Origin of the sequence: Leptotrichia sp. oral taxon 879 str. F0557 (genome assembly GCF_000469385.1) — a bacterium.
GTDB lineage: Bacteria > Fusobacteriota > Fusobacteriia > Fusobacteriales > Leptotrichiaceae > Leptotrichia > Leptotrichia mesophila.
The window spans coordinates 28,401-45,929 of record NZ_KI271301.1 but is presented as its reverse complement, the minus strand read 5'-3'; the positions used below and the strand labels follow the sequence as shown (position 1 = coordinate 45,929).

The 17,529-nt window shown below is 29.4% G+C and carries 20 protein-coding genes; 9 read left to right on the top strand and 11 right to left on the bottom strand.

Going from position 1 to position 17,529, the window contains the following annotated elements; translation table 11 throughout:
- Positions 1-52: 52 nt before the first annotated feature.
- The 4 genes from HMPREF1552_RS03325 to HMPREF1552_RS03310 all read right to left on the bottom strand — a co-directional run bounded on the left by HMPREF1552_RS03325 (position 53) and on the right by HMPREF1552_RS03310 (position 2,886).
- Entirely contained in the window at positions 53-655 is a 603-nt protein-coding gene (locus HMPREF1552_RS03325) for a hypothetical protein (RefSeq protein ID WP_021743668.1), read from the bottom strand.
- 76 nt (positions 656-731) lie between these two features.
- Positions 732-1,343 carry a hypothetical protein gene (locus HMPREF1552_RS03320; protein WP_021743667.1) on the bottom strand — a complete coding sequence of 204 codons (612 nt, stop codon included), beginning with the start codon at positions 1,341-1,343 and terminating at the stop codon, positions 732-734.
- A 135-nt stretch (positions 1,344-1,478) separates the two neighbouring features.
- Positions 1,479-2,504, bottom strand: a complete 1,026-nt coding sequence (gene galE, locus HMPREF1552_RS03315; protein WP_021743666.1) for a UDP-glucose 4-epimerase GalE — start codon at positions 2,502-2,504, stop codon at positions 1,479-1,481.
- Positions 2,505-2,568: 64 nt separating this feature from the next.
- Complete coding sequence (locus tag HMPREF1552_RS03310) at positions 2,569-2,886, bottom strand: co-chaperone YbbN (protein WP_021743665.1); 318 nt, start codon at positions 2,884-2,886, stop codon at positions 2,569-2,571.
- Between the two features lie 257 nt (positions 2,887-3,143).
- Here HMPREF1552_RS03310 and HMPREF1552_RS03305 point away from each other — a divergent pair, with 257 nt between their 5' ends.
- The 5 genes from HMPREF1552_RS03305 to HMPREF1552_RS12755 all read left to right on the top strand — a co-directional run bounded on the left by HMPREF1552_RS03305 (position 3,144) and on the right by HMPREF1552_RS12755 (position 7,615).
- Positions 3,144-3,611: a hypothetical protein gene (locus HMPREF1552_RS03305; RefSeq protein ID WP_021743663.1), complete on the top strand. Its 468-nt coding sequence runs from the start codon at positions 3,144-3,146 to the stop codon at positions 3,609-3,611.
- A 56-nt stretch (positions 3,612-3,667) separates the two neighbouring features.
- Positions 3,668-4,807 (top strand): nitronate monooxygenase, encoded by a 1,140-nt coding sequence (locus tag HMPREF1552_RS03300; RefSeq protein ID WP_021743662.1) that lies wholly within the window; start codon positions 3,668-3,670, stop codon positions 4,805-4,807.
- Between the two features lie 311 nt (positions 4,808-5,118).
- A complete protein-coding gene (locus HMPREF1552_RS03295) occupies positions 5,119-6,735 on the top strand; it encodes an RnfABCDGE type electron transport complex subunit D (RefSeq protein WP_021743660.1) in 1,617 nt (538 codons plus the stop codon).
- 98 nt (positions 6,736-6,833) lie between these two features.
- Entirely contained in the window at positions 6,834-7,022 is a 189-nt protein-coding gene (locus HMPREF1552_RS03290; protein ID WP_021743659.1) for a helix-turn-helix domain-containing protein, read from the top strand.
- Positions 7,023-7,387: 365 nt separating this feature from the next.
- Positions 7,388-7,615: an EamA family transporter gene (locus HMPREF1552_RS12755; protein ID WP_369750434.1), complete on the top strand. Its 228-nt coding sequence runs from the start codon at positions 7,388-7,390 to the stop codon at positions 7,613-7,615.
- Positions 7,616-7,844: 229 nt separating this feature from the next.
- On the opposite strand, the gene HMPREF1552_RS03280 is transcribed toward HMPREF1552_RS12755, so the two are convergent.
- Positions 7,845-8,669, bottom strand: coding sequence for a PhzF family phenazine biosynthesis protein (locus tag HMPREF1552_RS03280; protein ID WP_021743657.1), 825 nt, complete (start codon positions 8,667-8,669; stop codon positions 7,845-7,847).
- 139 nt (positions 8,670-8,808) lie between these two features.
- Here HMPREF1552_RS03280 and HMPREF1552_RS03275 point away from each other — a divergent pair, with 139 nt between their 5' ends.
- The 3 genes from HMPREF1552_RS03275 (at position 8,809) to HMPREF1552_RS03265 (ending at position 10,789) form a co-directional block, all read left to right on the top strand.
- Positions 8,809-9,612, top strand: a complete 804-nt coding sequence (locus HMPREF1552_RS03275; RefSeq protein ID WP_021743656.1) for an META domain-containing protein — start codon at positions 8,809-8,811, stop codon at positions 9,610-9,612.
- A gap of 139 nt (positions 9,613-9,751) precedes the next feature.
- Positions 9,752-10,399 carry a C40 family peptidase gene (locus HMPREF1552_RS03270; RefSeq protein WP_039901094.1) on the top strand — a complete coding sequence of 216 codons (648 nt, stop codon included), beginning with the start codon at positions 9,752-9,754 and terminating at the stop codon, positions 10,397-10,399.
- Between the two features lie 42 nt (positions 10,400-10,441).
- Entirely contained in the window at positions 10,442-10,789 is a 348-nt protein-coding gene (locus HMPREF1552_RS03265; protein ID WP_155827486.1) for a hypothetical protein, read from the top strand.
- A gap of 281 nt (positions 10,790-11,070) precedes the next feature.
- Here the strand turns inward: HMPREF1552_RS03265 and trxB are convergent, their stop codons facing one another.
- Positions 11,071-12,006: a thioredoxin-disulfide reductase gene (gene trxB, locus HMPREF1552_RS03260; protein ID WP_039901093.1), complete on the bottom strand. Its 936-nt coding sequence runs from the start codon at positions 12,004-12,006 to the stop codon at positions 11,071-11,073.
- 154 nt (positions 12,007-12,160) lie between these two features.
- Positions 12,161-12,472, bottom strand: a complete 312-nt coding sequence (trxA, locus tag HMPREF1552_RS03255; protein WP_021743652.1) for a thioredoxin — start codon at positions 12,470-12,472, stop codon at positions 12,161-12,163.
- A gap of 304 nt (positions 12,473-12,776) precedes the next feature.
- Between trxA and HMPREF1552_RS03250 the strand changes: the two genes are divergently transcribed.
- Positions 12,777-13,433, top strand: a complete 657-nt coding sequence (locus HMPREF1552_RS03250) for a metalloregulator ArsR/SmtB family transcription factor (protein WP_021743651.1) — start codon at positions 12,777-12,779, stop codon at positions 13,431-13,433.
- A 367-nt stretch (positions 13,434-13,800) separates the two neighbouring features.
- Here the strand turns inward: HMPREF1552_RS03250 and HMPREF1552_RS12130 are convergent, their stop codons facing one another.
- The 4 genes from HMPREF1552_RS12130 to dapD form a co-directional block, all read right to left on the bottom strand.
- The gene (locus HMPREF1552_RS12130) at positions 13,801-13,959 is read right to left on the bottom strand and encodes a hypothetical protein (protein ID WP_155827485.1); all 159 of its coding nucleotides are present in this window, start codon (positions 13,957-13,959) and stop codon (positions 13,801-13,803) included.
- Positions 13,960-14,132: 173 nt separating this feature from the next.
- A complete protein-coding gene (locus tag HMPREF1552_RS03245; protein WP_021743649.1) occupies positions 14,133-15,182 on the bottom strand; it encodes an LD-carboxypeptidase in 1,050 nt (349 codons plus the stop codon).
- A 209-nt stretch (positions 15,183-15,391) separates the two neighbouring features.
- Positions 15,392-16,528: a lipopolysaccharide assembly protein LapB gene (locus HMPREF1552_RS03240; protein ID WP_021743648.1), complete on the bottom strand. Its 1,137-nt coding sequence runs from the start codon at positions 16,526-16,528 to the stop codon at positions 15,392-15,394.
- Positions 16,529-16,675: 147 nt separating this feature from the next.
- Positions 16,676-17,374 carry a 2,3,4,5-tetrahydropyridine-2,6-dicarboxylate N-acetyltransferase gene (dapD, locus tag HMPREF1552_RS03235; protein WP_021743647.1) on the bottom strand — a complete coding sequence of 233 codons (699 nt, stop codon included), beginning with the start codon at positions 17,372-17,374 and terminating at the stop codon, positions 16,676-16,678.
- Positions 17,375-17,529 lie beyond the last annotated feature (155 nt).

Sequence of the window (17,529 nt, the reverse complement as noted above, 5' to 3'; positions counted from 1 at the left end):
TATTTAATTTTTGAAAATTTTTACTTTTGTAATTCTATTAAAAAATTTTTTATTATTCATATCTAGGAGCATAACCAAATTCTAGTGAAATCAGACCGTCTGAAAATTTATCTCTGTAGTTTTTAGTAGGACTTGAATAGCTTCTTTTAAGTTTTGGTGTTGAAGCAACGCTTATCCCAGCTGAGAATCTATTTTTTTGAACACCGATACTAATAGCACCATATCCGCTAACTGGAGCGGCTTTTATTTCTCCGTGACCACCGTTTTTATCAGTCCATTTTACGTTTCCGCTTGAAAGTGATAAACCAAATGAACCTTTAGTATAAATTCCATTGTCTAATCCTGATCCTAGTGTCAAATAAATTGGAACGGAAACTAAATTTCCTGAACCGCTATTTATACCATCTCCTTTGACTTTTAAAGCATTGTATACTATCCCTGCTCCAATTCCTGCTCCAGAATCATCAACAAATGGCTGTCTTCTTTCAAATGAAATTTTAACTCCACTTCCTATTACATTTTTTACTTCTTGATTAATATCATTTTTTTTCTGTCCTCTATAACTCCCATAACTAGGACTTATAAAAATTTCTGCTCTTTCATCTGCTATTGCAAGAGGTGTTAATAGCATAAATATTAAAAATAATTTTTTCATGTTAAATTCTCCTTATTGTATAAATATTTAATTTTTGAAAATTTTTACTTTTGTAATTTTATTAAAAACTTTTTTATTATTCGTATTTAAGAGCATATCCAAAATCTAGTGATATTGAAGCTCCACTTAACATAATGTTATCTCTATAATGTTTAGTAGGGCTGGAGTATGTTCTTTTTGCTTTTGTTGATGTGCTGGCACTTACTCCGATTGAAAATCTGTCTTTTCTGACTCCAATACCGAAAGCAGCATATCCAGTTAATGGTCTAGCCTTTATTTTTCCAGAACCTCCGTTATTATCAGTCCATTTTACACTTCCGTTTCTAACTGCAAAGCCAGCTGAAAGTTTTGTGTATATCCCATTATCTGTTCCTGTTCCAAATATCAAATAAAGTGGGATTGAAACTAAATTTCCTGAATTACTTTTTACACCATTTCCTTTAACTTTCAAAGAATTATATGAAACTCCTATTCCTGCCCCTACTACAGCTTCACTTCCATCACCAAATGAAGCTATTGTTTCTTTTGAAAGTTTAACACCGCTTCCAAGTGCATATTTTCCAACTTTAGAGCCATTTTCCTTTCTTTGAGTAACATAAGTTGGACTTACAACAATTTCAGATCTATATCCATATGTCGCCATTGCAAGTGGCGTTGATAGCATAAACATTAAAAATAATTTTTTCATAAAAAATCCTCCTTGTATAATATTTTTTATTTATTATCGTTATAAAACTGTAAATCATTATATTTTTTACTTTTAAAAATAGTTAACTTGAAATTAGAATTATTATTTTTTAATTTTTTAGCCCTTTATAAAAAATTAATTCTTAAATCCATTTGGATTTTTTTTCTGCCAGTTCCAAGAATCTCTACACATATCTTCGATAGTGTATTTTGCTTCCCAGTTTAATAATTTTTTGGCTTTTGAGGCATCAGCATAACAAACAGCAATATCTCCTGCTCTCCGTCCATCAATTATATAAGGAATTTCTTTTCCAACAGCTTTTTCAAAATTATGTAAGATTTCAAGGACGCTATACCCTTTTTCACTTCCTAAATTTATCGCCTCAAAACCAAGATTTTTGTTATTAAATAAATAATTTAATGCTGCCGAATGTCCTGCTGCCAAATCATTTACATGAATGAAATCTCTTATACAAGTTCCGTCAGTAGTGTTGTAATCATTTCCAAAAATATGTAATTTTTCCAATTTTCCAACTGCAACTTGAGTTATATAAGGGGAAAGATTATTTGGAATTCCATTTGGGTCTTCTCCAATTCTTCCGCTTTCGTGAGCCCCTAATGGATTAAAATATCTAAGTGCAATAATGTTCCAAGTCTTATCAGATTTTGCTAAATCCATTAAAATATTCTCGATAATTACTTTTGTACGTCCATAAGGATTTGTAACTTCTCCCATTGGATCTGTTTCCACGAAAGGAACTTTATCAGAAATTCCGTAAACCGTAGCTGAAGAACTGAATACAATATTTTTTACATCAAATTCTTTCATTACTTCAAGCAAAGTAATCATACCAAATAAATTATTTTCATAGTACATAAGTGGTTTTTCCACAGATTCTCCAACAGCCTTAAATCCAGCAAAATTAATTACAGCATCAATTTTATTTTCACTGAATATTTTTCGTAAACCTTCTTTATTCTTCACATCGAGTTCATAAAAAGATATTTTTGTTCCAGAAAGTTCTTCTAAAATTGTAATAACCTTTTTGTTTGAGTTGCTAAAATCATCTACTATTATTGGATTAAATCCTTTCTTTATTAAATCTAAAACTGTGTGAGAACCGATATATCCAGCTCCTCCTGGAACCAAAATTGTTTTCATAAAAATATCACTTCCTCCTAAAATTTTTTATTTCCATATTTAAACAAATTTTAAAATTATTAAATTAATTATGTAAATTAATTTTTCCTATAATTTCATCAAAAGTTTGAAATCCGTTTAAAGTTTCTACAATTTTTCCATTTTTAAAAAGTATAAGCATAGGAAGTCCTCTTATCTTAAATTTAGCTCCAAACTCAGGATAATCGTCAATGTCAACTCTTACAATCTTACACTCTGAACTATCAGCTACTTCAGTAAGAACTTTTTCAAGCATTTGACAAGGTCCACACCAGATAGCATAAAAATCAACAAGTGTAAGCCCAGTTTGAGAAATTGTTTCATTATCAAAGTTTTCACCAGCATAATTAATGATTTTACTCATATTTTCACCTCATATTTTTATAAAGTTATATTTTCCGTTATTATACCAATTTTAGTTAATTTGTGCAATTTTATTTTTTTATCAGAAAAAATTGATTTTTATTGCTTGGCAAGGTATAATTATAATGGTAAAATTAAGAAAGATAGAAAAATTTTTTATCAATAAAAATATTTTGATAATCAAAATAAAAATATTTAATTGTAAAAAGTGGAAAAACATTATATAATTAAATAAAAATAAATAATAAGGGAGGTTTTATGTTTGAAAAATTTTGGCTGAAAAAGTTATCAAAAGTTGTACAGTCGGTTATATCGAATCTTTTTGAACAGCTTGGAAAAAAAGGCCGTTTTGACACTTTTTCTAAAATAAATTTTTTAAATATTGAAAATGTCGCTTTATTATACAAAAAAAATAAAAATATTATAATAGGAAAAAGTGATGAATTTCTTAAGTTGCTAGATAAATATATTTCACATTCAGGTATAGACTTATCCTTTTTAGAAAACGTTGATTTAAAGAAGCTCATAGAAAATTTTGAACGACTTTGTGCCAATGGATATATAAATTTTATTGAAAATGATATAAGAAAAAAAATAATTGAAAAAATTACAAAATTAATAGATATTTTACCAAAGATACATTTTTGCAGTATTATATTAAATTATACTTCGATAAGTAAAAATATCAAGATTAGTAGAGCTCCACCATATAATTTTTACAAGTAATCATATAGTAATTATTTATAAAAAATTATAAATTGGAGGAAATCAAATTGAATGAAATGACAGAAATTAAAAAGGAAAATGTTGAAAACTCGAATGGAAAAAAGAAAATAGAACTGAAAGGAATAAAAATAGGAAAGTATTTTATTGAAAAACCAATAGTTCAAGGTGGAATGGGTGTTGGAATCAGCTGGGATCAGCTTGCTGGAAACGTTGCTAAAAATGGATGTCTTGGAACAATAAGTGCCATCTGTACTGGATACTATCAAAATATGAGATTTGTTAAAAAAGCAGTAAATGGACGTCCTCTTGGAACAGAAAATGCCTATAACCGTGAAGCACTTTTTGAAATTTTTAAAAATGCAAGAAAAATTTGTGGAGATAAACCACTTGCCTGCAATGTTCTTCATGCAATAAATGATTATGAAAGAGTTGTAAGGGATGCTCTTGATGCAGGAGCAAATATCATTGTTACAGGAGCTGGGCTTCCACTAGAGCTTCCAAGATTGGTAAAAGATTTTCCAGATGTGGAAATTGTGCCAATAGTTTCATCAGCTAGAGCATTGAAAATAATTTGCAGAAAATGGAAAGCAGCTGGTAAAATGCCGGGAGCAGTAATTGTGGAAGGTCCAAAAAGTGGTGGACATCAAGGTGCAAAATATGAAGAATTATTCGCACCTGAACATCAGCTAGAAGCAATCTTGCCACCTATAAAAGAGGAACGTGACAAATGGGGAGATTTCCCAATCATTGCAGCAGGTGGAATATGGGACAATAACGATATAAAAAACATTATGGCTCTTGGAGCAGATGCCGTTCAAATGGGAACAAGATTTATCGGTACTTATGAATGTGATGCAAGTGACGTACTAAAACAGGTACTTCTTGACGCAAAGGAAGAGGATATTGTAATTGTCGGATCTCCAGTAGGTTATCCAGGACGTGCAATAAAAACAAATTTAATAGAAACATTGGAGCCTAATACCAAAAAGATTAAATGTATAAGCAACTGCGTATTTCCTTGTGAGCGTGGAAAAGGTGCAAACAGAGTTGGATACTGTATTGCTGACAGCTTAGGTGATGCTTATTTAGGTAGACTTCAAAGCGGATTATTCTTTTCAGGTGCTAACGGATGGAGATTGAAGGAAATAGTACATGTAAAAGATCTGATAGATGAGCTTATGACAGAAATTGATTAAAGGCATAGTAAAAATCAGGAACAAGGGGCAAATATAGAGAAATCCCCTTGTTTTCTACTTAAATTTTATTATAAACAGTAGTCATAGATTTTAAGTTTTATTTTTAAAAATTTTTACTATGGTTCTACTATATTTGAGTTTTGCAGAAAAACTTGTGATTATTGAATCTGCTTTATTTTTTACTGGAAGATTGAAATATGGCGGTACAGACAGTCATAAAACAAAATTAAAAAACAGAGAATACAGAGAAAAATGACCAGAAATATAAGTATAAAAAGGCAGTTCTTGTGGAAATGGAGGAGAAGTAGGTAATGGCAGACGATAAATCTTTACTTGAGGATATACTGGATGTGAGAAAAAGAAGATTTAAAGATGCACTTTTTGATAATAATGATTCACAAAATTCTAAAAATAATTTTGTGAGTAAAAATAAAAATAAAATAGACATGGATGATAAGTATATGGATTTAAAAAATAAAAAAGTAAATGAAAATAATGAAATAACAAAAACTAATAGCGGAAAAATAATAAAACTGGAAAAGGTAAGAGAACAGAGAGCTAAAAGAAAAAGACTTGAAAAAGACTTTATACAGCCAAAAAAACCAGAAAATATAAATGAGAATAATCAAAAGGCTGAAAAATTGAAAAAAGTTGAAAAAATACAAGAAAAGACAGTAAAACCAACTAATCAAAATGAAAAAGTAGATTTAATCAAAAATTCTGATAAATCAGTGAAAACAGCTATAAAAGCTACAGAAATGGTAAATACAGCCAAAAAAGAGAAGTTGAACGAGAAAACGAATAAAATAATAAAAGAAGACTTAAAAAATCAAAAGAATAAAGATATATTATTTACATCTCATATTAATTCCGAAACTGATATAAGAAATATTATGAAAGATGTGATTATATCTCTTATTCCTGCTATTATTGCAGCAACTTTAGTATACGGGACAAAAGCTCTTCTAGTAATAGTAACTTCAGTTTTCTCGGCAGTAGTAACAGAGAAACTATTTTCAAAAATCTTTCTGAATGATGGAAATTCTGTTCACAATTTATCAGCGATTATAACAGGGATTCTAATGGCATTTATATTAGCGCCACTTACTTCGTTGCCAGTCGTAGCTTTTGGAGGAAGTATGGCGATAATTTTTGGAAAGCTTATGTATGGTGGAATTGGAAGAAATATTTTTAATCCTGCAGCAATTGGACGCGAATTCATGACAGTATTTTTTCCTGTAACAATGTCTTCAGGAACAATTTGGTTTAGTCAGGAAGCCTTGAAATTATCGAAAGTAGATTTATTTGTGAAGTTTCAGAATACATCGTTTATGAGCTATCTTGATGGATTAATTTTGACTTCTTCAGGCTCGCTTGGTTCATATTCTGCATTTGCGTTGATTCTGGGAGGATTATATCTTCTGTTAAAAAATCGTATTTCATGGCATATTCCGGTAACTCTTTTTGTTACATCATTTATAGCCACAATATTCTTAAAGGACGGAATTTCTGTTTCTACAAGTGGTCTTCTGCTAATAGGAATTTTTATGGCAACTGATATGTCAACTAGTCCATCATTTAATGGTGGAAAAATTTATTATGGAATAATGCTGGGAATTATAATAGCTTTATTAACAGCATTCGGAGTAAAAAATGAGACATTGTCATATGTACTGATAATATTGAATCCATTTGCAAGAGCTATAGATAAGGTATTCCATCCAGCTGTATTGAAGGAAGGGATTACAAAACAGTCTGGAAAAGTAATGCTTCTTAGTTTTGGAATTATCTTACTTGCAGTAATATTTACTGCAATTCATAAAATAGGAGCTATCCCATATCTTGTTTACCTATATATTCTTGTATTAACATTAAGATTAATATTGATACCAAACCCCATTAAACTAACTGAAAATAATGAGGTATAATATAATAGGTGATAAAAATAGCAAAAGCATATGAAATAACAAAAAAATTTCAGACAAAATAAGAATAAACGATAAAAAACAAAAATGAAGATTTAAGGATGCATGCAGTAAAATTAAGAGGTCTGACCAAAAACAATAAGGAAATAGCTGAAATTTTAGACGTCCATTATAAAGTTGTGAACAAATGGATAAGCATATTTTTAAATCAGAGAATGCAAGGACTTGTGAACAGGCCAAAAGGTGAAAATCATAAAAATATAACATTTGAAGATGAAGCGAGTTTTTGAAGAATCCAGGTGCTGCTGGTAAAGCGACAAGTCCAGACTCAGCATTTCTTGCCATTATATTAAGAACAGACATATTTTAGTTATGTCCAACTGTAATACAGGTAACATTAGTATTTTTGTGAATTAACTATTTAAAAGTTGCAGTGAAGATGTCTGTGATAGAGTGGCACGGCATAAATCAAAAGATTTAAAGACGCCCAGAAACATTATAATAATACATATACAGCCACCTCATTGAATAATCTGGGGAGAAGTCCGGCAACAGGATATTCAAGACATTAAATGCTATAGTTGACAAGTTATGTGATCTATAAATTTACTTACAGATGAACTGGTAAAAAGCATAACTCTTCGTCAATGGACTTATTCCGTTAGTTAAATGGGCTTTAGTATTAAATGTTATTTGGAAAATTGAAGGAGATGTAAATACACAATCAATTATTCAAGTAATGATAGTTGTAATTTTAGGAACTTCTATAGCTTATTTAATTTATATTGCAAGCCTAAACTATATTTCTTCTTCCCTTGCGGGAATTTTAACAGCTTTTGAGCCTGTACTGGCAGCAATACTATCAGTTGTTTTTTTGGCTTAAAATTTTCTTTTACTGAGTTAATTGGTTTTTTGCTAGTTTTTGTTTCTATATTTATTTTGGAAAAGAGATTGTAGAAATTATTGAAATTTAATAAAAAATTGTTTTAAGGGGAGAATTTCCCCTCTTTTATTTATAAGTAAAATCCAATCTAAAAAAAGTAGTAAAAAATTGCAAAATTTAAGATTTGGTAATCTATCGTATTTGTGGATACAGGTTTAAAAATATTTTGCTATATAAAAATTTCTGAAATTGCAAATAAAGTTGCTTTTCCACTCATTTTCATTCTTCCATTATCTGCAAGAGTGCAGTAAAGTGTTCCACTTCGTTCTGAAGCCTGATAAGCGATTAAATTTTCCTTTTGCAGTTTTTTCATCCAGTAGGGAGCAATATGGCAGTGTCCAGAGCCGCAGACAGGGTCTTCGTAAATATTTAATTTAGGAGCAAAAGAACGAGAAATACAGTCAATTTTGTCAATTTTATTTTTTATTTTATAATCCAAATTGCTATTACTATGCTGAGCAGTAATATGAAGTAATAAACCATCAAGTTTTTTTATTTTTTCAGAATCTAAATTTGCATTTAAAATAAATTCCTCATCATCAAATACACACATTAAATCTCGTCCCAGATATACTTCAATTGGTTTTTTTCCAATTAATTCTACTATTTCATCAGTTATTTCGATTTTTTTCAAATCATAAACTGGAAAATCAAGTTCATATAAATTTTTATTTTTTCTATTTACAGTCAATTCACCACTTAGTGTATCAAAAATCAGAGTTTTTAAATTTTTCTCGTAATAATTCATAACTACAAAAGCACAGGCAAGTGTAGCGTGTCCACATAAGTCAATTTCTCCACCTGGCGTAAACCAACGGAGCTTGTATACATTTTTAATTTTTTGTTTTACTAAAAAAGCTGTTTCAGATAAATTGTTTTCTTTTGCAATTAAAAGCATAGTTTCATCAGAAAGCCACTCATCCAAAATACATACCGCGGCCTGGTTGCCTGAAAAAAGCGTATCGGTAAAAGCGTCAATTATATATTGTTTCATAATATTTTTTCCTTTCAAGTTGTATACATTGATTTTATCAAAATTTGGAAAAATTATCTATAATTTTTTAAATTTCTCATTTTTCTTTAATAAAAATATGATATTATTCAATTAAGAAAGACGAAAAGAGGTATTTAAAATGAAAAGAGTATTTATTTTAATCGGGATTGTTTTGATGTTTATTGTTAATTGTTTTGTTTTAAGTGCAGCTAAAACTGTTAATTTGAATGGTACTTCGTGGGAATTATCGGAAATTAAGCAAAATGGTTTAAATTTACAGATTCCAAGCAATACTAAAATTACCGTTAGTTTTTCTGGAAATAAAATAAATGGATTTTCAGGAATAAATAAATTTAATGGAACTTATCGAATTAGAGATTTTGTTTTATCAACTACTTTAAATACGACATTAATGGGTGGATCTGAAGAATTAATGAACTTTGAAATGACATTTTTGGATATTTTACAATCTTCACCAAGAATAAGTTACAATGCAAACACTTTGACTTTGAAAAATAGAAATGGTAATACTTTAACTTTTAGAAAAGATTCAAATAATAATCAATCAGATTCAAATTCTTTGTCAAATCTAACTAAAGAATTATCTGGTACAAAATGGGAACTTGTTAAAATAGACAGAAAAGAAATGAAAGATATATTTTCGCCAAATGATGATGGTATTACAATTTCATTTTCAGGAAATAGAATAAGTGGTAATTCAGGAGTTAATAATTATTTTTGTGATTATATAGTGACAGCAGGAAATATTACAGTTGGAACTATTGGATCTACGAAAATAGCTGGTCCTGATAATTTAATGAAACTTGAAAGACAATATTTGGAAATTTTACAAAATGCTAAAAAAATTAGCTTAACTAACAACAAGACAACTTTAATATTTACAACAGATAGCGGAAAAACATTGATATTCGAAAAAATATAATTTGTGAAAATTGCTTGTTTTTTCAAAATTAAATTATTTTTTATTTTTTACTAATTTACTTTTTTTAAAATAAATGATACAATTAATGTGTATAATAATAGTACAATTAAAAATTAAATTTGAAAGGAATAAAAAATATATGAGAAAAAATAAGTTTTTAACGGCAGTCTGCATGTTATCAGCTTTTGTAGGCTCAAATTTACATGCAAAAACCTCAAAAACTAAAAAAATTGATAAAGCGAAAACTTCTCACAAACCTGCAAATAATAGAAAAAGTCATAGTGCAGGAAATACAGGAATTTATGGTATTTCTTCAAATAATAAAAATGCTCTTATTGAGACAAAAATGACAGAATTAAGACAAAGACATGCTAAAGCAATGGCTTCGGGTTCTACTCAGGAAAGAAAAAAAGCAGCTGTTGAAAGAAAACTTTTGACATCTTATAAAAAATGGAGAGGTACAAAATATGCATGGGGTGGAGATTCTAAAGAGGGGATTGACTGTTCGGCTTTAACACGTAGAGTTTACCGTGAAGCCTTTAATAAAGAACTTCCTAGAGTTTCACAACAACAAATAAAAAAAGGGGCAAGAGTATCTGCGAAAAACTTGAAATCAGGAGATATTGTCTATTTCAGACCAGGTAATAGAACGAGCCATACAGCAGTTTATGTTGGAAATTCATTGTTCATAAATGCTTCATCTTCAAAAGGAGTTGTAATGTCTTCATTAAAAAGTCCTTATTGGAGAAAATATTTTAAGTACGGAGTAAGAGCTCATAATGCATAAATAAGGAAGTGAAAGTTTATGAAATTAACTGGAAAATTAGAGATGCTTTTAATAGGAGCATTACTATTTGGATTCTCGTTGAATGGTATTTCAGCAAGTAAACATAAAATAACTAAAAGAAAATATCCAATAATAAAGATCAGACGTAAGGCTATTAATTCTCAGAAATTCAAATGCAACAAAAAAGAATATACTGTAAATTATATTACGAATGATAAGATTCAATTGGTAGAAGAGTCAACCAACGCTAAACTTATAATGGATCAGGTTGTGGTGGATGCCAGCAGATCTAGATACAGCGATGGAAAGAATACTGAGATTCATATAAAGAGGAATGAGGCGATACTTACACGAAACGGAAATAGTATTTCTTGTGAAGGTTTAAAATAAATTGCAGGTGTATAAAAAATTAAATAAAATAAGGAATTATTTCTTCTAAGCTAAAAGAGATAATTCCTTTTTTGTTTTGATGTAAATGTTTATTTTTTTATATTATTTCCTATTTAAATAGTGAATGTTTTTGAATTACATATTATTTTTTAATAGGATTTAGTATTAGATTATTTCGTTTAACAACAGTTTTTATTATCATTATTTATTTTTACAATCATAAATTCTTATCTTGTAGTAAAGATCTATACTGATAATTAAAATTATATTTTATTTTAGAATTATAAGTTATTTTCTCTTAAATATTCTTCTACATCAAGTCCTGCAATGGCACCACTTCCAGCTGCAATTATTGCCTGTTGATATTTGCTATCTTGGACATCTCCTGCTGCAAAGATTCCGACAGTACTTGTTTTAGAGGATTTTCCTTTTGTTATAATGTAGCCTCTATCGTCAATTTCGACTTTTCCTTCAAGGAATTTTGTATTTGGAGTTCTTCCAATTGCTACAAAAATTCCATCTGTTGCTAAAGTTTCGATTTCGCCTGTTTTATTATTTAAAAGCTCTATTCCTGTAACTTTTTCATTAGCTAGCACTTTTTTTGGAGTATAGTCTAATTTCCACTCAATTTTTTCGTTATCTCTTGCTCTTTGTTGCATAATTGCAGAGGCACGTAATATATCTCTTCTGTTAATGATAGTAACTTTGTTTACAAATTTTGTTAAAAATATAGCTTCTTCCATCGCAGTATCTCCACCACCAATTACAACAACATCTTTTCCACGGTAGAAAAATCCGTCACAAGTTGCACATGCACTAACACCTTTTCCTATATTTTCTTTTTCATTTTCAATTCCAAGGTATTTTGCACTTGCCCCTGTTGATAAAATTACTGTTTTTGCTTCTATGATATTTCCGTTATCTAAATGTAATTTAAATGTTTTCTTACTATTATTTTCTACATTTTCAATATCTTTTACAACTGCCTGTAGAAATTCAGTTCCAAAATTTTTAGATTGAGCCTTTATGTCTTCTATTAGCTGTGGGCCTGAAATTCCTTGTGGAAATCCAGGAAAATTTTCAACTTCTGTTGTGGTTGTCAATTGTCCACCTGGTTCCATTCCATTTATTATTATATTTTTTAATCCAGCACGGCTTAGATAAATTGCGGCTGTCAGTCCTGCTGGTCCTGATCCTATAATTATTGAATCATACATATTTTTCACCATTCCTTTTTTACGATTTTTCGTTTTATAAATTATAACTTAGTTAAATTTATTTTTTAATATTAAAGCCTAGCAGAATTGAAAAATAACCGCTAGACTTTTTTATAAATAAATATTTCTTTAAATAATATATTTTGCCCAAATTCTATAGTACTTGGTTTACTTCTTCATAAAGTGCTTCTTTTGAATGTAATCCAACTAATTTTTTTACAGGTTTTCCATCCTTGAATAAAATTAATGTAGGAATACTTTGGATTCCAAAAGATTGTGCTAATTCTAGTTCTTCATCTACATTTACTTTTCCTATTGTAGCTTTTCCTTCCATTTCCCCTGAAAATTCTTCAATAATAGGAAGTTGCATTTTACAAGGTCCACACCATTCTGCCCAAAAATCTACTAGAGCAACTCCATTTGCAATACTCTTTTCAAAATTATCTTTATTTAAACTTAATGCCATTTTACATCAACCTCTTTCTTAAAATCATTTTTGTTAAGTTTCATAATTTATAGTTTATTTTTTAAAAAAATTGTGTTATACTGTTTTTATAAAATCAACTATTCAATCAAGTAATTGAATAGTATCATATTTAAAATAAATTGTCAACACTTTTAATATAAAATTTTAGAAGCATACTCAAAATTGCTTTAAAACTGAGTTAGTTAAAGTTAAATGAGATTTGGAATTAAAATAATCATAATTTTTGAATTTAGATTTAACTAGATTTAGTATAGATGTTGAAAGCAGAAAGGGGATGAATTAAATGGATAAAATATGTCAAAATTACAAAAATAGCCTGTATTCAGGATTATCAAAAATAGGAAAATGCCTGTCTAGTGAAAAAAGAATCGAAATACTGGATTTACTTGTGCAGGGGGCAAAAACTGTGGAAAGTATTTCAAATGAAACAGGAATGAGTATTGCTAATACTTCAAGACATTTGCAGATTTTAAAGGATGGCAATCTAGTTGTCTGTGAAAAAAAGGGAAACTATGTAGTTTATGAGATTGCTAATACACAGATAATAGATTTAGTGTATCTTCTGATTGGAGTAGGAGAGCAGCAACTGGCAGACATTCAACGGATACATAGCGAGTTTAATGACAGCTGCATGAAAATCCGTCCGATTACTTTGGAACAGGCTTATGAAATGGCAAAAAACAAAGAAACTTTAATAATAGATTTACGTCCGGCAGATGAGTTTAATTCAAGCCATATAGAAAATGCAATAAATATTCCAATGAAGAATCTGGAAGAAAATTTGAAGAATTTACCCCAAAATAAAGAAATAATTGTTTATTGCAGAGGACGAAACTGTGCCTATGCAAATTTAGCTTCTAAACTTTTGAATGATAGTGGATTTCATGCTTATAGTCTGAATCAAAGTTATTATGATTGGCAGAAATATGAAAGTTTTTAAAAATTATAGTAAAGTCTATTTAAAATAGAATCATCTTATCAAATAAAATAGAAGTAACAGCTTCTTCAAGCGTATTAAAATTATGGGCTATTTCTTTTAATTTTTTCTTGATGTCAGCCCATACTTTTAAGTTCGGTGAATATGAGGGAAGAAATAATAGACAATGCCATATTCCCTTAATTGTCTTTTCTAATATTTTTTTCTATGAAATTTGGCATTATCCATCATTATTAGCATTCTCTTCTTCAATTTTTCAATGTCCCTTAAAAATATTTCCCTAAATCATTCTTCAAAAATTCGTTTTTCATTGTTTCCCTGTATATCATGCTTCTTATCAGTATATCTCCCACTTTTCCAGCAACCAGATTTATTCTTGAATCTTAATCCATTTTTCTTTCAATATATACTCCTTTTTTACTTTAGCTATATTCATGGCAGTAATATTTATCAAAGTTTGTTTCATCCTGTTCCCTGTATTTTGTCTGTTTTTTCTTGTGTGTCCTAAACCTTTCAGTGTTATCTTCACTGTCTCCTTATAAAGCTTTATCCAACTGTATAATGTGTTTGAACTCATATTGAATTGAAATATTGAAATATAGTGAAAACCTACCTAAAAATATGCCATAATATTATTATACCATATTTTTAGATCATTTTTATGTAAGTTTTACTATACAAAAAAATTAGTCGAATCTAAATTTATTTTGTTGCTTTTTCTATCATAATTTCTCTTTTTGAAGTATCCATAATTGCCTTTGCTCCAATTGGAACAGTAATAAATGGTCTTACATGCCCTGATTTAAAATTTTTTACAATAGGAATATTTAATCTTCCAAAATTATCATAAAACACTTCATCAATTGTCATATCTGTTGGATCAGACTGCTTAGGATTTTTAAAGTCTCCTAGTATAATGCCCTGCAACTTGTCAAATTTTCCAGCCAGTTTCAGCTGTTTTAACATTCTATCCACACGGTAACTTGCTTCATTTGTCTCTTCTAAAAATAATATTTTTCCATCTGTATTGATTTCATGATCTGTCCCAAGGGTTGCAACTACAAGAGATAAGTTTCCTCCTGTAATCTTTCCACTTCCGCGTCCACTTTTCATAATTGTATAAGTATTATCAAAATCTAACAGATTATATGATTCATTACTTGTAAAAGCTTTATTAAAAGCATTTTCTGTAACTAGAGGAATATTTTTCAAATTGTCTGACATAGGACCATGAAATGTTATAAGCCCCGTTTTTTCATTGATTGCAAGTAATAAAGTAGTATTATCGCTAAATCCTGAAATAATCTTAGGGTTTTTCTTAATCACATCATAATTCAATTTATCCACAATCCTAATTCCACCATAACCTCCACGTACTGCAAAAATCGCATTAATATTAGGATTTGCAAACATGTCATTTATATCTTTTGCCCTCACATTGTCAGTTCCTCCAAATCCATACCATCTTGAAGAAAACGATTGCCCATAAACAACATTAAATCCTCTGTTTTTTAAATATTCTACTTCCGCATAGCTATTTTCATTAGAATAATTTGCAGGTGCAATTAATCCAATTGTATCTCCTGGTTTTAGCCCTTTTGGGATAATAATTTCATTTGATGAATTATTTTTCTGATTTTGATAATTTGTCGTTGTCGCTGTTCTCACAGGTGGATAGCTACTACTTCTTGTTGTTCTGTATGTAGCTGCATTTAATGTCATGCTGCCCAGTACAAATCCTAGTACTATCATTATTCTACTTGTCTTTATTGTTCTCACTTCCTTTTTTAATTTCAGAATTTCTCAAAATCAAATATTAAAAATATATATGATTTTAAAGTAATTCTGTTATATTAATTTTTTAAAAAAAATAGGCAATTTATCTCATCGCTAAAGAGCTATGGATGCCTTGCCTAGTTATATCAAATAATTCTGTAGTTCATAATTTACTATATTAATTATTATTTCATAGCTTGAACTTGTTTCAAGATTTCTGAAGCTCCGTTTACTTTATTATTTACAGCTTCTTGTAAGATTTTAATTGCTTCAGCTTTTTTTCCTTGTCCAGCGTAAACTTGTCCTAAAACAACTTTTGCAGTATTATCCTTATCTTCAGTTATGGCTTTTTGTAAATACTTTTCAGATAATGCTCCTGCTCCAACTCCACCGAAATAAGTTCCAATTTGTTTGTTTGTAACTTTAGCTGATTTTAGTTGACTATAAATTGAATTTAATTTTGCAGTATTGTTTTGCACTTCATAAATTCCTAACAATAAAATTTTTGCACTTGTATTCTTAGGTTCTGCAGCTACAGTTTTTGCTAAATATTCCTCAGCTTTTGCAGGATTATTTTGCTGTAGGTAGAAAGTACCTAGCATTCCTAAGATTTGTCCATTTTTACCTTTTGCAGCTGTATTCATTTCTAAAAGATATTTTTCAGCCTGTGAAGGATTTTTTTCATTGATTGCAATTTCTGCCAATAGGATTCCAGCACCATTCACACGGTCACTTGCTCCTGTGTATGCTTTTTGTAAATATGTCTTAGCTTGCGCATTGTTATTTTTTGTCAAGTAATATTGCCCAATATTGTAATTTACTTCAGCAACAAAGTCTCTGTTTGTAGATTGTATAGCTTTGTTATATCTTGCAGTACCTTTTGATTGCTCATTGTTATCAAAATAGAAGATAATTAAGCTTGATGTAACATCAGCATTTGTTCCTCCTGATTTTTCATCTGTCCATAAAATATATTTTTCAGCTTCAGCTTTGTTTTTTTGCTGAATTCCTACTAAATATAAGAATCTTGCTGCTTCAACAGCTTCAGGAGTAGTCGACTGTCCATTTCCCCATGCTGCTTGTAAGTAAGGTTTTGCTTTAGCTATATTATTATTTTGTAAATAATATGCTCCTAATTCTAAATTTGCCTTTTGTGCATATGTTGCATCAGTTCCCTTTGTAATTCCTTCCAAGACTTTTACAGCTTCATTTACTTTTTTTTGTCCTGCTAATTTAACTGCATTTTCATAATCTGCTTTTGCATCAGCAAATGAAATTGCTCCTGTTACTAAGATTGCTCCTATTAGTAATAATTTTTTCATTGTTCCTCCTAATTATATTTTTCCTTTAAAAATTGGATATTTGCTATTTATTTGTTATTGTACCACTTATAAATTTGATTTAACTTATAAAGTGATGTAAAAATAATTTAATATACTCTTTTTTATATATTTTTTTCTAAAAAAGTGCTAAATATTTCTCAATGCATCAACTAATTCTGTTTTTGAAGCAGTTTTTGCATCTACACCTTTTATAATTTTCGCAGGTGTTCCAGCTACAACTACACCTTCAGGCACATTTTCCGTAACAATGGCCCCAGCTGCAACAACAGAACCCTTTCCTACTCTTACACCTTCCAATACAACAGCATTCGCTCCAATAACTACATCATCTTCAATAATTACTGGATCAGCTGAAGGCGGCTCAATAACTCCTGCAAGTACAGCTCCTGCACCAATGTGGCAATTTTTACCTACTTTTGCACGTCCACCAAGTACAACATTCATATCAATCATTGTTCCCTCACCAATTTCAGCACCTATATTTATAACAGCTCCCATCATTATAACAGCTCTGTCTCCAATGCTTACTTTATCACGAATAAACACTCCTGGCTCAATTCTTGCATTAATATTTTTAATATCAAGCATAGGAACACCAGAATTTCTTCTATCATTTTTCAGATAATAATTAGTAAGATTATTTTCACTAATAATTTTTTCAATTTCTTCCCAATCTCCAAAAAGTACCTTTAATCCTTGTTTTCCTATTACTTTACAAGAATAAGGATTTTTTATGTCTTCATCTATATAAAGTTCCACAGGTGTTGTCTTCTTGGCATCAGCAATATATTGAATAATCGCCTTTGATTTTTCCAATTCGGTCATTCTACTCCTCCAGTTTTATTTTTACATCTTATGATTTTTTAATCATTATATTTTTTGTATTTTAGCATTTTTTTTTGATTTTTACAACTGTAATTTATTTTTAGACTTTGATAAATGCATGAATAATTTATAAAAATAAAGGTTCTATAATATAT

What these genes read in the sequence shown, in the direction of transcription:
- HMPREF1552_RS03325 (WP_021743668.1), bottom strand. Translation starts at nt 655, where the DNA reads ATGAAAAAATTATTTTTAATATTTATGCTATTAACACCTCTTGCAATA.
- HMPREF1552_RS03320 (WP_021743667.1), bottom strand. Translation starts at nt 1,343, where the DNA reads ATGAAAAAATTATTTTTAATGTTTATGCTATCAACGCCACTTGCAATG.
- galE (WP_021743666.1), bottom strand. Translation starts at nt 2,504, where the DNA reads ATGAAAACAATTTTGGTTCCAGGAGGAGCTGGATATATCGGTTCTCAC.
- HMPREF1552_RS03310 (WP_021743665.1), bottom strand. Translation starts at nt 2,886, where the DNA reads ATGAGTAAAATCATTAATTATGCTGGTGAAAACTTTGATAATGAAACA.
- HMPREF1552_RS03305 (WP_021743663.1), top strand. Translation starts at nt 3,144, where the DNA reads ATGTTTGAAAAATTTTGGCTGAAAAAGTTATCAAAAGTTGTACAGTCG.
- HMPREF1552_RS03300 (WP_021743662.1), top strand. Translation starts at nt 3,668, where the DNA reads ATGACAGAAATTAAAAAGGAAAATGTTGAAAACTCGAATGGAAAAAAG.
- HMPREF1552_RS03295 (WP_021743660.1), top strand. Translation starts at nt 5,119, where the DNA reads ATGGCAGACGATAAATCTTTACTTGAGGATATACTGGATGTGAGAAAA.
- HMPREF1552_RS03290 (WP_021743659.1), top strand. Translation starts at nt 6,834, where the DNA reads ATGCATGCAGTAAAATTAAGAGGTCTGACCAAAAACAATAAGGAAATA.
- HMPREF1552_RS03280 (WP_021743657.1), bottom strand. Translation starts at nt 8,669, where the DNA reads ATGAAACAATATATAATTGACGCTTTTACCGATACGCTTTTTTCAGGC.
- HMPREF1552_RS03275 (WP_021743656.1), top strand. Translation starts at nt 8,809, where the DNA reads ATGAAAAGAGTATTTATTTTAATCGGGATTGTTTTGATGTTTATTGTT.
- HMPREF1552_RS03270 (WP_039901094.1), top strand. Translation starts at nt 9,752, where the DNA reads ATGAGAAAAAATAAGTTTTTAACGGCAGTCTGCATGTTATCAGCTTTT.
- HMPREF1552_RS03265 (WP_155827486.1), top strand. Translation starts at nt 10,442, where the DNA reads ATGCTTTTAATAGGAGCATTACTATTTGGATTCTCGTTGAATGGTATT.
- trxB (WP_039901093.1), bottom strand. Translation starts at nt 12,006, where the DNA reads ATGTATGATTCAATAATTATAGGATCAGGACCAGCAGGACTGACAGCC.
- trxA (WP_021743652.1), bottom strand. Translation starts at nt 12,472, where the DNA reads ATGGCATTAAGTTTAAATAAAGATAATTTTGAAAAGAGTATTGCAAAT.
- HMPREF1552_RS03250 (WP_021743651.1), top strand. Translation starts at nt 12,777, where the DNA reads ATGGATAAAATATGTCAAAATTACAAAAATAGCCTGTATTCAGGATTA.
- HMPREF1552_RS03245 (WP_021743649.1), bottom strand. Translation starts at nt 15,182, where the DNA reads ATGATAGTACTAGGATTTGTACTGGGCAGCATGACATTAAATGCAGCT.
- HMPREF1552_RS03240 (WP_021743648.1), bottom strand. Translation starts at nt 16,528, where the DNA reads ATGAAAAAATTATTACTAATAGGAGCAATCTTAGTAACAGGAGCAATT.
- dapD (WP_021743647.1), bottom strand. Translation starts at nt 17,374, where the DNA reads ATGACCGAATTGGAAAAATCAAAGGCGATTATTCAATATATTGCTGAT.